At 69.9% G+C, this 14,287-nt stretch carries 15 protein-coding genes; 2 read left to right on the top strand and 13 right to left on the bottom strand.

What is annotated here, in order from left to right; all coding sequences use genetic code 11:
* Window positions 1–9 precede the first annotated feature (9 nt).
* Window positions 10–681, bottom strand: coding sequence for a hypothetical protein (locus AB8619_RS06320; protein ID WP_436795614.1), 672 nt, complete (start codon window positions 679–681; stop codon window positions 10–12).
* A 119-nt stretch (window positions 682–800) separates the two neighbouring features.
* On the opposite strand from AB8619_RS06320, the gene AB8619_RS06315 reads away from it, so the two are divergent.
* A complete protein-coding gene (locus tag AB8619_RS06315; protein WP_436795613.1) occupies window positions 801–1,418 on the top strand; it encodes a TetR/AcrR family transcriptional regulator in 618 nt (205 codons plus the stop codon).
* 1 nt (window position 1,419) lies between these two features.
* On the opposite strand, the gene AB8619_RS06310 is transcribed toward AB8619_RS06315, so the two are convergent.
* Window positions 1,420–2,613, bottom strand: a complete 1,194-nt coding sequence (locus AB8619_RS06310) for an aminotransferase class I/II-fold pyridoxal phosphate-dependent enzyme (protein ID WP_436795612.1) — start codon at window positions 2,611–2,613, stop codon at window positions 1,420–1,422.
* Window positions 2,614–2,666: 53 nt separating this feature from the next.
* Here AB8619_RS06310 and AB8619_RS06305 point away from each other — a divergent pair, with 53 nt between their 5' ends.
* Entirely contained in the window at window positions 2,667–3,152 is a 486-nt protein-coding gene (locus AB8619_RS06305; RefSeq protein WP_436795611.1) for an inorganic diphosphatase, read from the top strand.
* Here the strand turns inward: AB8619_RS06305 and AB8619_RS06300 are convergent.
* The 11 genes from AB8619_RS06300 to sepH all read right to left on the bottom strand — a co-directional run bounded on the left by AB8619_RS06300 (window position 3,144) and on the right by sepH (window position 14,243).
* Window positions 3,144–4,112: an ROK family protein gene (locus AB8619_RS06300; protein WP_436795610.1), complete on the bottom strand. Its 969-nt coding sequence runs from the start codon at window positions 4,110–4,112 to the stop codon at window positions 3,144–3,146. The two genes, AB8619_RS06305 and AB8619_RS06300, sit on opposite strands and share 9 nt — an antisense overlap.
* Window positions 4,093–5,199: a hypothetical protein gene (locus AB8619_RS06295; RefSeq protein WP_436795609.1), complete on the bottom strand. Its 1,107-nt coding sequence runs from the start codon at window positions 5,197–5,199 to the stop codon at window positions 4,093–4,095. The genes AB8619_RS06300 and AB8619_RS06295 overlap by 20 nt, the downstream gene beginning before the upstream one ends.
* 103 nt (window positions 5,200–5,302) lie before the next feature.
* A complete protein-coding gene (locus AB8619_RS06290; RefSeq protein ID WP_436795608.1) occupies window positions 5,303–7,504 on the bottom strand; it encodes a hypothetical protein in 2,202 nt (733 codons plus the stop codon).
* Window positions 7,504–7,815: a hypothetical protein gene (locus AB8619_RS06285; RefSeq protein WP_436795607.1), complete on the bottom strand. Its 312-nt coding sequence runs from the start codon at window positions 7,813–7,815 to the stop codon at window positions 7,504–7,506. The genes AB8619_RS06290 and AB8619_RS06285 overlap by 1 nt, the downstream gene beginning before the upstream one ends.
* A gap of 37 nt (window positions 7,816–7,852) precedes the next feature.
* Window positions 7,853–9,016, bottom strand: a complete 1,164-nt coding sequence (locus AB8619_RS06280; RefSeq protein ID WP_436795606.1) for an ArsA family ATPase — start codon at window positions 9,014–9,016, stop codon at window positions 7,853–7,855.
* A 2-nt stretch (window positions 9,017–9,018) separates the two neighbouring features.
* Complete coding sequence (locus AB8619_RS06275) at window positions 9,019–9,453, bottom strand: SRPBCC family protein (RefSeq protein ID WP_436795605.1); 435 nt, start codon at window positions 9,451–9,453, stop codon at window positions 9,019–9,021.
* Between the two features lie 39 nt (window positions 9,454–9,492).
* Entirely contained in the window at window positions 9,493–9,729 is a 237-nt protein-coding gene (locus AB8619_RS06270; RefSeq protein WP_436795604.1) for a hypothetical protein, read from the bottom strand.
* Window positions 9,726–10,214 (bottom strand): hypothetical protein, encoded by a 489-nt coding sequence (locus AB8619_RS06265; protein WP_436795603.1) that lies wholly within the window; start codon window positions 10,212–10,214, stop codon window positions 9,726–9,728. The genes AB8619_RS06270 and AB8619_RS06265 overlap by 4 nt, the downstream gene beginning before the upstream one ends.
* Window positions 10,211–11,326, bottom strand: a complete 1,116-nt coding sequence (locus AB8619_RS06260; RefSeq protein ID WP_436795602.1) for a glycosyltransferase family 4 protein — start codon at window positions 11,324–11,326, stop codon at window positions 10,211–10,213. The genes AB8619_RS06265 and AB8619_RS06260 overlap by 4 nt, the downstream gene beginning before the upstream one ends.
* A complete protein-coding gene (gene queG, locus AB8619_RS06255) occupies window positions 11,323–12,483 on the bottom strand; it encodes a tRNA epoxyqueuosine(34) reductase QueG (protein ID WP_436795601.1) in 1,161 nt (386 codons plus the stop codon). The genes AB8619_RS06260 and queG overlap by 4 nt, the downstream gene beginning before the upstream one ends.
* Window positions 12,480–14,243: a septation protein SepH gene (sepH, locus tag AB8619_RS06250; RefSeq protein ID WP_436795600.1), complete on the bottom strand. Its 1,764-nt coding sequence runs from the start codon at window positions 14,241–14,243 to the stop codon at window positions 12,480–12,482. Before sepH ends, queG begins: the two co-directional genes overlap by 4 nt.
* Window positions 14,244–14,287: the final 44 nt, after the last annotated feature.

The raw sequence follows: 14,287 nt of genomic DNA, 5'->3' as shown, positions 1-14,287 counted from the left end.
GGTTCGGGCTCAGGACCGGGCGCTGGGGTGTGCCCGACGGACGAAGTCCACCAGCCGTGTGTCGGCGACCCGTGCCAGCGCCGCCACCTGCCGCCGTTCACGGGCCCGGAACCCCGAACCCACACGCCCGACGACCACGGCGAGTCCCGTCGCCGGCATCGGCGCCCAGACCACGTCGTCGGGTCCTCGATCTCCCGGATCGGCGGCGCTCCCTGCTGAACGACTGCCCTCGACGAACGCGACCAACCATGCGGTCGACGGCGCATCACCGTCGACCGCGTGCACCGTGTCGTCGGAGAGGTGGACGACGGCGGCCCACGCCCCGCCGAGCACACGCCGGCCGTGGCTGACGACAGCGTCGAGCAGGTCACTGCGATCCGCAGCGCCCACGATGATCGCCGCGGTCTCGAGCGCGTCGGCACGGGGATCGTGCGTGAGGCCGTCCACCGGTCGGACCTCCTCGACGTCGACGCCATCGACGGCGCGGATCTCGTCGACCAACAGGTCCAGGAGACCGGCCTCGGGGAGCTGCACGGCGAGTTCGTCGATCGCCCGACCGCCACCGCGTTCGAGGATGTCGATGCCGACGATCTCGGCGCGGACGGCGCCGATCCGGCTCGCGACCTGCCCGAGCGCACCAGGACGGTCGGGCAGCCACACACGGACGATGTAGGTCTCCATGGCGATGACGGTACGGATCGATCGTGAACGGCTGGTTTCCGCTCGTGGACGGGCCGAAGACGTTTGCTCGACGGGCGGCACCCCCAGAGTTGACCGTTCAGTCAAGTACGCTCGCCGGCATGGCCAGGCAACTGACCCCGCGTGGTGCCCAGCGGCGGAACGAACTGATCGAGTTCGCGACCTCACGGTTCGCCACGAACGGTTACCACCCCACGTCGGTCGCAGAACTGGTCGACGGGCTCGGGGTCGGCAAGGGCGTCTTCTACTGGTACTTCGAGTCGAAGGAGGAGCTCTTCATGGAGATCCTCCGCGATGGTGAGCGGGCGCTCCGGCGAGCGCAGTGGGATGCCATGGGCGACGAGGAAGACCCCCTCGCCCGCCTCGAACTCGGTATCCGGGCATCGATGGAGTGGTGGAGCGCCCACGGCGACCTCTACGTGCTCATCGAGTTCGCCCGGACCGAGGCGAGCTTCGCATCGGGCATCCGCAAGGGCGAGAAGGTCGCACTGGGAGACACCCAGAAGCTGGTGCAGGAGGCCATGGACGCCGGCACCATTCCCGACGGGAACGCGATCGTGATCTCCCAGGCCGTGCTCGGAGTCAGCTCCGTTCTGGCCCGGACACAACTGCTCGGCCGACGCCGCCCTCCGGCTGACGTGGCCGACGAGGTCATCGACTTCTGCCGCCACGGCCTCGGCGGCTCATCACTGCCAGAGCGAGCCCAGCGCTCGGCCTGAGTCAGTCGCCCTGGTCGGTGCCCTGGAGTTCGGGCATCGCCCGCTTGAGTCCACGCATCGCCTGGTGGATCCGCTGCTCGTTCTCGATGAGCGCGAAGCGGACGAATCCCTCGCCGCCGGGACCGAAGCCGACGCCGGGCGAGCACGCCACGTGGGCCTCGGTGACCAGCATCTTGGCGAACTCGACCGATCCGAGGTGCTTGTAGGGCTCGGGGATGGGCGCCCAGGCGAACATCGTCCCCTTGGGCCGAGCCATCTCCCAGCCGATGCGGTCGAGGCCGTCGCACAAGGCGTCACGACGCGACTGGTAGATCGCGTTGACCTCCTTGGGGTACTCGGTGGCCTCGTTCAGCGTCACCGTCGCCGCGATCTGGATCGGCTGGAAGGTGCCGTAGTCCAGGTAGCTCTTCAACTTGGCGAGGGCGCCCACGACCTCGGGGTTGCCGGCCATGAACGCGACCCGCCAACCGGCCATCGAGAACGCCTTGGTCATCGAGTAGAGCTCGACCGCGCACTCCTTGGCGCCTTCGGCCTGGAGGATCGACGGCGGCTGGAACCCGTCGAAGCCCAACTCGGCATAGGCGTTGTCGTGGACGATCACGACCTCCTGTTCCCGGGCGAAGTCGACGAGGCCCTGGAAGAAGTCGAGGTCGACGCAGGTGGTGGTCGGGTTGTGCGGGAACGACACCACGATCACCCGTGGACGGGGCCACGAGTACATGAACTGGTGCTGGATCCGCTCGAGCAGGTTGCCGTCGCCGTACATCGGGATCTCGCGGATGCTGGCGCCGGCGAACAGTGGCCCCCACAGATGGATCGGGTAGCTGGGTGAGGGGACCAGAGCGGAGTCGCCGGGACCGAGCAGCACCCAGCACAGATGCGAGTACCCCTCCTTCGCGCCGATGGTCGACACGATCTCGGTGTCGGGGTCGAGCACGACACCGAAACGGCGCAGATACAGGTCGGCGGCGGCCTGGCGGAGCTTCGGGATGCCCTTCGACTGCGAGTACCGGTGGTTCTTGCCGAGCCGTGCGGCCTCGGCCAACTTCTCGACGGCGATGTCGGGTGACGGAAGGTCGGGGTTGCCGAAGCCGAGGTCGATGACGTCCTCGCCTGCTCGCCGCGCTTCCTGCTTCAGTCCGTCGATGATCGTGAACACGTACGGCGGCAAGCCGGTGATGCGGCGGAACTCCATACCGCCACCGTATCGTTCACCCCCCACCATCCCAGGAATGCAATTGTGTGGCCATGAACACTGTCGAAGTCGTCGTCGAGATCCCCCGTGGTAGCCGCAACAAGTACGAGTACGACCACGACCGTGACGTGTTCCGCCTCGACCGCCGCCTGTTCTCGGCCACCGTGTACCCGGCCGACTACGGCTTCATCCCCGACACCCTCGGCGAGGACGGCGATCCGCTCGACGCACTCGTGATCATGGAGGAGCCCACGTTCCCCGGATGCTGGATCACCGCACGCCCCGTCGGGGTGTTCTGGATGACCGACGACGCCGGACCCGACGCCAAGATCATCTGCGTTCCGGCCGGCGATCCGCGGTGGGAACGGGTGCCCGAGATCGAGGACGTTCCCAGTTACCTCCGCGCCGAGATCGAGCACTTCTTCTCGATCTACAAGGACCTCGAGCCCCACAAGTTCTCGTCGACCAGGGGCTACGAGGGGTCCGAGGCGGCGTGGACCGAGATCCGCGCCGCACTCAACCGCCACGAATCACACTGAACGGGCTGCGATGAGCGCGGCGCCGACGGCGCCGGCACGCTCCCCCGCCTTCGCGGCGACGACCGGCACGATCGGTCGATGTCCCGATCCCATCACCTCCGCGGGAAGCGCGGCATCGACGCGGTCGATCAACACGTCGGCGGCGTCCATGACCCCGCCGCCGAGGACCACGATCGACGGGTCGAGCACGTCGACCAGGTTGGCGATGCCCAGAGCGAGCCACCACGCGAACTCGTCCAGTACGAGTCCGGCTTCGCGGTCACCGGCCCGCGCCGCGGCCACGACGTGTTCGCCACGGACGGACTCGGCGTCGCCTGCGAGGGCGACCGCAGCACCGAGGCGCTCCGCCACGGCGGCCTCACGCCCGAGCCGTCCGAGGCCCGAGCCCGAAGCGAACCGCTCCCAGCAGCCGCGGCGACCGCAGGGACAACGGGGGCCGGCAGGGTCGACGACCATGTGACCGGGCTCGCCGGCGAAGCCGTTGCGGCCGCGCCGGATCTCGCCGTCGACGACGATTCCCGCGCCGATCCCGGTCCCGATGGTGAGGAGGACGCCGTCGCTGTGGCCCACCCCCGCGCCGAACGCGAACTCCGCCACGGCAGCGCAGGTGGCGTCGTTGTCCGCCACCACGTCCCGGCCGAGTCGGGCGCGGAGCAGTCCACCCAGATCCACGTCGACCACGCCGGGGAGGTTGGGCCCGTAGCGGAAGCGATCGCTGCGGTCGACCAGTCCAGGGAGTCCGATGCCGAGCGCAGCCGATCCGCCGGGGTCGAGGTCGTCGACCAGGGATGCGACGGCGGAGACGAGGGCCTCGGTCCCTTCGGGAGTCGGCGAGCGCACCTCACGCAGCGGCGTCGCGGGGCGCGCCGGATCGATGACGACACCGAGCAGCTTGGTGCCACCGACGTCGATCCCGATGCGGGCACCGGGACCGCGTGGCTCAGTATCGGAGGAGTGCACCGATGCGACCGAGCACGTCGAGGTCGGCGTCGCCGCGGCACACCTCGACGGTGCACGAGTGCGTCAGCGCATGGTCGACGGCGTACTCGACCACGTCGTGCACGTGTTCCATCGCGCCCCCGCATCGACAGGTCCGCCCAACGGTCGCCAGGCGCCCGCAGGCCGGGCACTGCCAGCCCTCGACGGCGTAGCCGTCGGAGACGAGGAGGCGACGGACCCGCTGGTCGGCCAGCGAATCCAGGACGTCGTCGAGGCCGGCCACCGCCCTGTCGCCCGCCCCCAACGACGAGCGGAGCTCCTCGACGGCAGCATGGGCGCGATCGCGTTCGATCTGGTCCTCCAACTCGACGACCGCCTCGCGGATCACCGCCAGCGATGCCGACGGCTCGACGCGCAACGACCCACGGAGTCGTTCCTGGAGGTACGGGTGGAGGTCCTCGTGGAGCTCGCCCGCGAGCTGTTCCGGGACGGCGATCGCCACGTGGTCGAACCCACGCGTCTGGTACGCCGACCAGAGGAGCTTCGCCGCGTTGCGGAGGTGCTGGTGCTCCATCTCCTCGCGGTGATGGTCGACGCCGCCCCGGTCGTGCTCACCGATGGTGTCGTAGTCCCGACCGAGCTCGTCGATCACCTCCTCGTGTTCGACGAGTTCGTCGAGATCGAACACGAAGACGCGGGCCCGGACCTTGTCGGCCACGAGGACACCGATCGTGATGCTCTGCTGGACGACGCCCTCGAGCTGGCCGACGGCCGGCGCTGCGTTGGCGACCAGTTGCGGTCGAACGGAGACCGGGAGCTCGACGACCTCCCACAGGTCGTCGGCCACGCAGGAGAACACCGCGACACCACGGACCCGCGACCGATCGAACCCGCCCCGGACCAACGCCTCGATGCGGTCGAGGTCGGCGGCGGCGGGTCGTACCGACTCGTCGTGGCGCGTCTTTCGTACCAACCCCTCGAAGACTCGCTCGTAGTCCGCCTCACGTACGTAGCGACCGCCGTCGACGTCGAGATAACACGACGTGATGACGTTGTCGCTCCGGATCTCCGCCAGCGAACGGATGGCGTCTTCGGTGATCACGGGCACGAGTGCGCTCCCCCTTGAGGCCTGTTGGTGTGGTCGCCTCGCATCGTAGGTCCCGGGCACGACAAGGCTGCGTCCGGAGCGCGAGCGATCCCGCGAGCGCAGGTCAGGAATCGCCCACGATGGCCGACATCGGGCGCACGACCGCTGCACGGTCGTCGTCGAGGGCATCAGCCCACCCGATGATCCTGGGGTCGTCGGTGATGTGGACGATCTGCACCGCCCCGGCCATCCGCTCGAGCCGATCCAGCAGGTGCTCGAGACCTTCGTCGTCGTCGACCTGGTCGAGCGCGCCCGTGATGACGAGCGGCAACGAGCCCACGAACGACTGCTGTCGCTGGGCGGCGAGGCGAGCGAGCAGGTACCACTCGATCTCGCTCACCGGTGGCGGCTCGGGAGCGACCTCGGCCATGGTCTGACGAACGACGGCCAACTCCTCGACGGCTCGGTCGTACTCCGGGCTCGCCTGCTCGATCGCCTCGGAGAGCTCTGCGATCGCAGCGCGGGCGCTCGCCACGGCCGCCGCAGTCTCCGCTGCTGCGTCGGCGGGCTCGGCCGCGTCGCCAGCAGCGGGACCCTCCGCCAGCGTGGCTTCGAGCGCGTCGAGCGACGCCTCGATCTCGGTCAACGCCGCCGACGCCGCCTCATGGGCGATCATCCGTGCCTTGGCGGACTCCACGGCCGCGCGGGCGTCGGTGACGGGATCATCGAGGTGGAAGGCATCCTCGGTCGCCTCGGGCACCGTGACCGGCGGCGGTGACACGCCGTCCTCCAGCGCCTCGATCGCGAGGGTGAGCCGGGTCTCGGTGTGCTGGTACTCGGCGAGCCAGTCAGCCGCCATCGCCTCGACCTCGGCGGGTGGGATCTCGAGACCACGCACCGACAGACCGACCGAGTCGAGCACGTCGACCAGGGTGTCGGTCGCCCCGGACTCGTCGGCCGGGACCCGCAGCCGGAGCAGCCCAACGGCGATCGCCTCGTCGGGCAGGTCGGGCTCACCGAGCAGTTCTCGCGCCTGGTCCCGCGCTCGACGCCGGTCCTCGACCAGTTCGGCCTGCGTGAGCGACGCCTGGACCCCGCTGGTGAGTCGAGCCAGGTCGGCTTCGGCCGCCGCGACATCGGCGCGAGCGGCGTCGACCTCGCGAGTCGGCCGCTGACCGGGAGCGGCGGACCCGCCGAGCGTCAGGAACTCGGTGTAGGACCCGAGACCGAGCCGGCCGAGGATCTCGGACTCGGCGCTCAGCGCCTCGTCGAGACGGGCCTGCGCCCTGCCCTTCCCGAAACGCCCCTCGAGCGACTCACGTGCTCGTTCCACGGCGGCGTGCGCTTCCTCGAGGAGACGGATGTCGTCCTCTCCCCCGCCCTGTGCATCGAGGCTGCGTTCGCACTCCAACAGGCGGAGACGTGCCTGCTCGACCCGATCCTCCGCCGCCTCGACCTCTGCCGGCCCGGGCGCGAGTTCGACATCGGCGTCGAGCGCTGCGATCTCGCGGTCGAGCGCATCGAGGCGGTCCACGAGGCTGAGCGCCTCGGTCGACGGCGACATCTCTCCGGCCGATCGCCCAGCCCGGACGTCGTCGAGCGCCTCGCGTACGGGAGCCGGATCGTAGAGCCGGTGCAGCGACAGGGCGGCTCGCAGGTCGCCGAGACGCTCCTCGTCGGTGAGGGAGTCCGAGTCCGACTCCGAATCGACCGGACCCTCGGCGACCCCGCCGTCGCCCTCGTGCTGCGCGGTGGCCGCTTCGAGTGCCGCGAGCGCTTCGTCCATCGCGATGCTCGCACCGGGATCGAGGGCCGCGAAGAGCCGATCTCGTTCGAGTTGCAACTCGGCTCGGCGTGCGACCAACGCCTCGCGTTCGTCGTCCTCGACAGCGGCATCGGTCGCCGCGGGTCCTGCGGCGGCTGCCTCCTCTGCGGCGAGGGCCATCGCCAACTCGGTCTCGGCGGCTTCGAGTGCCATGCGTCGATCGCGATGTGGTTGCTCGAGTGCCTCGAGTCGAGCTTCGGCCTCACGGACCTGCCGCCCGACGTCTGCCGAACTGCTGCCGGGGAGATCCTCGGCGGTGACGCAGATCTCGATGTCGTCCACGTCGAGGTCCAGGAGACCCAGCGCCCGATCGTCGAGGTCGAGGACCACACCGTGCACCTCGATCAGTCCACGCAGCACGGTCGATCGACCGGCCGCCGCCTGCTCGAACGCGGTGACGATCGCTTCCCGATGCTCGGCGGTCGCTTCGGCCACGACGGTGATGTAGGGATGGAACTCCACCGCATAGCGGTCCGGGTCGACGAGGCGGAGGACGCGCATCAGCCGACCGAGATGTGTTCGAAGCCGTCGCCGGGGCCGTCGTCCGAGTCGTCGCCGGCGTTGCGTACGGGCGAGGATGCGAACCCGGCGACCGCGTCGGACGCGGTCTTCGCGACCGAGGTCACCGTCCTCACCATCGCCTCGATCGCTGCCGGTTCCTGGATCACCGACTCGGCCGCGTCCAACAGCGCTCGTGCCGCACGGACCGCATCGAGGGCCGCTCGTTGGAACTGCTCGACGGCCGCGCCGCCCAGTCCCTCGGCGGCGGTGGCGCCGGTTCGTTCGTGAGCGTCGTCCGGGTCCTCGTTCACCAGAACGACATCGTGCCAAAGAATGCGGACAGAGTGGTCAATGTCCGAACAGGACCTGCAGCGCACCGTCGCGGAGCGCGGCATCGATCACCTTGCGGCCACGCAGCGAATCCGGCAACAACACCGAGCGGCGGTACGGACCGACCCGTACCAGGAGCTCGTCGCGGCGGCGTCCGAGGGCGAGCTCGTCCTTGTCGGTGAAGGGCAGATCGATCACGAGGAGGTCCCCGTCCGCCACTCGCTCCAGCCGGAGCGGCTCGACGTCGGCCATGCGTTCGGCGGGGTCGGCATCGCCGTACAACACGGTGCCGAACTCCCGGAGGCGATCGATGCCGACCAGTTCATGTGGGGCGAGCGATGCCCGGAGGATCGGCAGTGGAGCGAACCCCTCCTCGATCGTCTCGAGGTGCTCGAGGTGGCGCTGCTTCCACGACTCGAACCACGGATCCTCGATCTCGTCCGGGAGCAGGCGGTTGGCGATGACGGCGTCGACGGCATAGCCGAACAGCGAGAGGTAGGTGTAGGTACGCCGGGCCTCGGCGACCACCATGCGCTCGGGATTGACCACCAGGCGAGCCGAGGTCACCTCGCGGTCGGTCAGGATCTCCTTGACGCCGTCGAGACGGTCGTAGAAGCGCTCCACGGCGCCGAACACGTCGTCGTCGGGCACGGGGAGCCCGGTGACCTGCCCGAGCAGCGGGCTGACCACCTTGTTGACCCGCCGCCCCATCGGGAACAAGCGCTCCATCCACCACGCCAGGACTGCGGGCAGCGACAGGAGACGGATCGTCTCTGCGGTCGGGGCGCAGTCGACGACGATGACGTCCCACTCACCGCTGGCTGCGTAGCGCTTGATGTCGGTGAGGGCGAAGATCTCGTCGAGCCCGGGGACCACCGAGAGCTCCTCGGCCTCGATCTCGTCGATGCCGCCCCACCGGAAGACCTCCTGGAGGTACGTGCGGATCTGCTCCCACGAGTCCTCCATCCGGTCCTGAGCGTCGAGCTGTTGTCCCCACAACCCCGGGGAGATCTCCACCGCCAGGTCGCCGAGATCGACGTCGAAGGCATCGCTGAGCGAGTGCGCCGGGTCGGTCGACAACACGATGGTGCGATGTCCGGCGTCGGCACACCGCAGCGCGGTGGCGGCGGCGGTTGTCGTCTTGCCGACCCCGCCCTTCCCGGTGAACAGCAGGATGCGCACGACTAGCCCGTGAGGTGGTCGCGCAGGTCGCGCAGCGCCGTGCTGACGATCCGGGCCTCGGCCCGTCGCTTGACGAACCCCGGCAACGGCACCACGAGCTCGACCCTGAGGTGGTAGGTCACGTCGGTACCGCCGTCGCGCTCGGCGAACTCGTACGCGCCGTCGAGGACCCGCATGATGTCGCCTTCGACGAGCTCCCACGGAAGGCGGTTCGGCGCATCGTCCCAGCGGTAACGGAGCGTGTAGCTCGTCGATCGACCCATGCCCGCAGCCCGGTAGTGCACTGCGGTCGCTCGACCCTCGTCGTCACGCTCGACGACGCGGACCTCCTTCAGGTCCCACGCCCAGTCGGTGTAGTGCTCGAAGTCGGTGAGCACCTCCCAGATGGAGGACAGCGGGGCCTCGATGTGCAGGTGCTGGGTCGTCTGGTCAGCCATGGACGTGGATTCTCCTCATCACCTTCGGGATTCTGGCAGTCATCGGGGGCTGCCGGGCATGTTTCGCTTGATCACCACGAAGTAGTACCCGAGCAGGATGCCGTATCCCAGCAGGACCGGGACGAGGAGGATCGCCACGACGAGCCAGCGGATCCAGGACGTGCGGTCCTCGGCACCACCCTCGAAGTGATCTGCGGGACGTTGCAGACAGTCCAACATCGCGATCATCGCCGGGAATTCGATGCCGATGAGGACCAGCCAGAACGGCGGCGTCACCCGTCACGCCCGTCGTCCCGCGGGAAGAACGTGCCGAAGCGGGCACCCCACAAGGCGAGGAGACCCAGGCCGTACATCGGGGCCAGGACGGCGAACGCCACCGCCGTGTACGGACGGACCGATGCGGCGATGACCGCCACGACGACCTGGATGCCGAGGGCAGCCCGGAGTCGGAAGCGGACGACCGCCGGGGCGGTGTGGGAGAGGAAGAACAGACCACCCAACGTGATCTTCTCCTCGCGGGAGCGGACGACACCGTTGGCGTAGCCCCACAGGAAGGCGACCACGCCGACGGCGAACAGCGCCCCGGCGACGACCGCGGTGAGCGCTCCCAGGGAGTCGGGCGACGCCACGCCCGCGCCGGCGGCGGCGATCAACGCACCGGTGCCGGCGAACGCGGCGTTCACGACCCCCGGGCCCTCGTGGGCGGAGTCGGTCGTGGTGCCGGTGGGATCGTCGGCGATCTCGTCGGTCTCGTCGGTCACGTGCCCTCGATCGCCGCCGCCAGCCGCGGGGCGAGGCGGTCGTAGTCGAACTCGTCGATCGCTCGCTCGCGACCCTTCGCAGCCATGTCGGACCGCAGCGCAGGATCTGTCAGGAGGCGTTCGAGCGCGTCCTCGACGGCGACGACGTCATGAGGGTCGCCGACGACCAGGCCGGTGACACCGTCGACGACGGCTTCTGCCGCGCCTCCGCTGTTGCCGGCGATCTGGGGCACACCGGCGGCCGCTGCCTCGAGGAACACGATTCCGAAACCTTCCTGCTCGAGTCCGGCCCAACGGTTGCGACACAGCATCGCGTAGACGTCGGCTGCGCCGTACACCGAGGCGAGATCGTCCTCGGGCACCCGTCCCAGGAAGGTGACGGGAGCACCGGTCCGAGCGGCGCGGGTCTCGAGACGACGCCGGTCTCGACCCGAGCCGCCGATCGCGACCTGGAGGCCGGGGATCCGGTCGGCCAGTCGGGCGCTGGCGTCGATCAGGACGTCCATGCCCTTGCGCGGAACCAGGCGGCTGAGGCTGAGCACCAGCGGTCCGTCGTCGAGGCCATGACGAGCGCGCACCGACGCACGCTCGTCGGCATCGAGCGGTCGGAAACGCGCGGAGTCGATCCCGCACGGGACCACCGTCATCGGCAGCGGACGCCCGGCGGCTCGTTCCGCCTCGGCTGCTGGGTAACCACCGAAGGCGATCACCCGCGCAGCGCCCCGGAGCACGCGTCGGATGGCGACGTTCGATCCCGGGAGTCGGCCGGGCACCGTCACCTCTGCTCCGTGGAGCAACACCGAGTACGGGCGTTCGAGGTGCGGGCCCACGAGGCCCAGGGGGAGCGCGGGGTCGAGGACCACGGTCTCGGCCCCGATCTCCGCCGCGAGACGGTCGATCTGACGGACGAGGCCCGGATGCGGCAGGAGCACCGGTTCGCGGGTGCGCTCGACGCGGAACGCCTGCTCGGCGTCCCACTGCGACGACCCCTCGTGCGGCGTCGTGAGCACCGCGAACGTGCTCGGATCCAGGCGTCGCCACAGTTCCCACAGCAGCGTCTGAATGCCACCGATCTTCGGTGGGAAGTCGTTGGTCACGAGCAGATGGGTCATCGTGTGGATCCCGCCGGGACCAGGCTCGAGGGCGACGGTGGAACGGTCGGCGCCATGGCGACCTCGGCCCGCACCGCGGCGTCCGGGTCGTCGGCCGCAGACGCCACCAGGTCGACGAGGCCGAGACGAGCACAGGCCCACACGGCGTGGGCGCGCAGCAGACGGTCGTCGTGGCTCATGAAACGCCGCAGCATGTCGACGACGCGCTGGTTGCGCGGGTCGCCGACGTTGCCGAGGACCACGAGTGCGTTGCGTCGGAGATACCGGGGCTCACGCCTGGGGATGTACCACCGACCGTGACGGTCGAGCAATGTCTCGTCCGGTGCGTCGAGCAGGTCGAGGACGTCGACCCAGGCATCCGGCGGGCCCCCGGTCGGTCCGAGCGAGACGGCCGAGCCCACGGTCGACCGCCCCGGAGGGCAGACGTCCTGACAGTCGTCGCACCCGTAGAGTCGGTCACCGAGCGCGACCCGGTGCGCACGCGGGAACATCCCGGTGTCCTGCACCAGCCACGCCAGACAACGTCGAGCGTCGATGGTGCCGTCGTCCACGATGGCCTCGGTGGGGCACGCAGGGATGCACCGACGACAGGTCCGGCAGCCGTCGGCCACCGGTTCGGAGGCCGGCGGGAGGGCGGCGTCCGTCACGATCGAGCCGAGCACGAACCAGCTGCCGGCCCCGGGGATCAACAGGTTGGCGTTGCGGCCCCACCAGCCGATCCCGGCGCGATGCGCAGCCGCACGGTCGACCAGACCGTTCTGGTCGGCGATGACCATCGCCCGGTGTCCAGCGGTGCGCAGTACTCCGGCACCGGCGTCGAGCGCGGCCCGGAGATCGGCGTAGTGGTCGCGCCAGGCATAGCGGGCGATCCGGGCGCTGGTGGACGACGGGCGAGCCGGGCGCTCCTCGACGTAGGAGAGGGCCCCGACCACCATCGACGCGGCATTGCGCAGCAGACGGGAGGGCTCCGTCGATCGGCGCGGGTTCGAGAACGTGAACGACATGCCGGCGTGGAAGCCACGCGCTCGCCGATCCTCGAGCGACCGTCGGACCTCGTCGAAAGGATCGACGGTGGTGACGCCGACCGCGTCGATCCCGTGGGATCGCAGCGTCCGTTCGATCTCGTCCCGCAGCTCGGTGCCGGTGAGCGTGCTCACCGAGCGCGCAGCTGGCGGGTCCGACGAGGCCGTCGCCCGTTGGGTTCCGCGCGCGCTGCCGGCCGCTCGGCGGGCACGGATCGCGTGTCGACCTCCTCCACCGGCGGCTCGGTCACCGGCGGGCGCTCGGCGCGGCGCGCCTGTTCCGACGCTCCGGCTTGGACGACGGCGCCGCTGCGGAACTCGGCGGTCGGACGACGGACCCGTGCTGGTGCCGGCGCGCGGTCACGATCGGACGACTCCGGACGAGCGGTCGGACGCCGCGACGGTGTGCTCGTCGGCTCGGGACGGTGCACGCGGACCCGGTTGTCGGCCGGTGCGGTCGATCCGAGGGTCGCCGCGGGTGGTGCCGTCTCCGCCTCCGGCTCTGGCGCCGGTTCAGGCTCGGGTTCTGGCTCTGGTGCGGGCTCGGGATCCGGCTCTGGTTCTGGCTCGGGGTCTGGTGCCGACTCGGGCTCTGGTGCCGGCTCCGCTTCGGCGGTGTCGGGAGCGTCCATCGACTCATCGACGACCGGGTCGTCGGCCACGGGATCAGCTTCGACGACTGCCGTTGGGGTGGCGGTCTCCTCGGTCTCGGGACCGACCGGGGTCGGCTCGGCCGGGCGATCCTCGGGAACGGCTGCCGTCTCGGGCGTCGCGTCGACGAGGGATGGCGCCTCCGCCTCCACGACGACCGACGGCTTCTCGACGGTCTTCTTCGCCGCAGGCTTCTTCTTCGCCGCAGGCTTCTTCTTCGCCGCAGGCTTCTTCTTCGCCGCAGGCTTCTTCTTCGCCGCAGGCTTCTTCTTCGCCGCAGGCTTCTTCTTCGCCGCAGGCTTCTTCTTCGCCGCAGGCTTCTTCTTCGCCGCAGGCTTCTTCTTCGCCGCAGGCTTCTTCTTCGCCGCAGGCTTCTTGCGCTTCGCCGGACGCGACTCGAGCGCCTTCTTCGTGGTGGCCACTGCGGTCTTCACCGCCGCCGTCGACTTGACCGAATCAGGCCGTCCGTCGCCACGCGTCGAACGCTCGCCGGGTTCAGTGACGGCTTCTCCCCCGTCGCCGGGCGTGGACTTGGCCTTCGGCGACGGCGTCGCCGTCTTCGTCGCCCCGGCCTTCTTGGTGGTCTTCTTGGGCGACGGGTCGGGCTCGGACGGAGCGACGTAGCCGATCTGCGATGCGGTGCGATCACCGGTCGTGATCCGTCCGTCGCCGACGTCGTAGGTCCAGCCCACGGTGCGCTTGCGTCCACGCTGGGTGAACGTGAACTCGATCACCCAGCGGTCGCGGCCGATCAACCGGGAGCGCCAGGCCTCGGCGAACCCGTCACCAGTGAACGTGACGCCACGCTCGGCCATGGCCGACGCGACCGCTCGACGCAGCGTCTCCGCCGACAGACCGGCGCGAGGCCGCTCCATCCGCAGTCCCAGCGCCCGCTCGACGATCTGTTGCTGCTCGGCTCGAACCGGCGGAGCGAAGCGCTCGACCCAGTCCTCGGCCACACCGGCATCGGCCGCGACCTCGGCCGCCGACTCACCAGACCGCAGCCGCGCCTGGACCTCACGCACGCTGAGCTTGGCGTCGACCCGCGGCGGTGGCGGCGCCACGACGGCTTCCTCGACCGCGTCGTCCTCGACCCGCGCCGGGTCGTTGGCGAGGCTCTCGACGGCTGCGAGGAGGTCTTCGTCCACGGGCACCAGAAAGCCCCCGGACTTCGCTCCCTTTCGGGCGCTGAAGATCAGGTGGCGGCGATCAGTGGTGAATCCGACGAGGTGGAGGTCTTGCATGCGGGTGCGCAGCGGATCAGACAAATGCCGCCGCGGGGCACGGT

Origin of the sequence: Actinospongiicola halichondriae (assembly GCF_049103745.1) — a bacterium.
In the GTDB taxonomy this organism is placed as follows: domain Bacteria; phylum Actinomycetota; class Acidimicrobiia; order Acidimicrobiales; family Salinilacustritrichaceae; genus Salinilacustrithrix; species Salinilacustrithrix halichondriae.
The sequence above is the reverse complement of the archived record's forward strand: the minus strand, read 5'-3'. Positions and strand labels throughout refer to the sequence as shown.

What these genes read in the sequence shown, in the direction of transcription:
- AB8619_RS06320 (WP_436795614.1), bottom strand. Translation starts at nt 681, where the DNA reads ATGGAGACCTACATCGTCCGTGTGTGGCTGCCCGACCGTCCTGGTGCG.
- AB8619_RS06315 (WP_436795613.1), top strand. Translation starts at nt 801, where the DNA reads ATGGCCAGGCAACTGACCCCGCGTGGTGCCCAGCGGCGGAACGAACTG.
- AB8619_RS06310 (WP_436795612.1), bottom strand. Translation starts at nt 2,613, where the DNA reads ATGGAGTTCCGCCGCATCACCGGCTTGCCGCCGTACGTGTTCACGATC.
- AB8619_RS06305 (WP_436795611.1), top strand. Translation starts at nt 2,667, where the DNA reads ATGAACACTGTCGAAGTCGTCGTCGAGATCCCCCGTGGTAGCCGCAAC.
- AB8619_RS06290 (WP_436795608.1), bottom strand. Translation starts at nt 7,504, where the DNA reads ATGCGCGTCCTCCGCCTCGTCGACCCGGACCGCTATGCGGTGGAGTTC.
- AB8619_RS06275 (WP_436795605.1), bottom strand. Translation starts at nt 9,453, where the DNA reads ATGGCTGACCAGACGACCCAGCACCTGCACATCGAGGCCCCGCTGTCC.
- AB8619_RS06260 (WP_436795602.1), bottom strand. Translation starts at nt 11,326, where the DNA reads ATGACCCATCTGCTCGTGACCAACGACTTCCCACCGAAGATCGGTGGC.
- sepH (WP_436795600.1), bottom strand. Translation starts at nt 14,243, where the DNA reads ATGCAAGACCTCCACCTCGTCGGATTCACCACTGATCGCCGCCACCTG.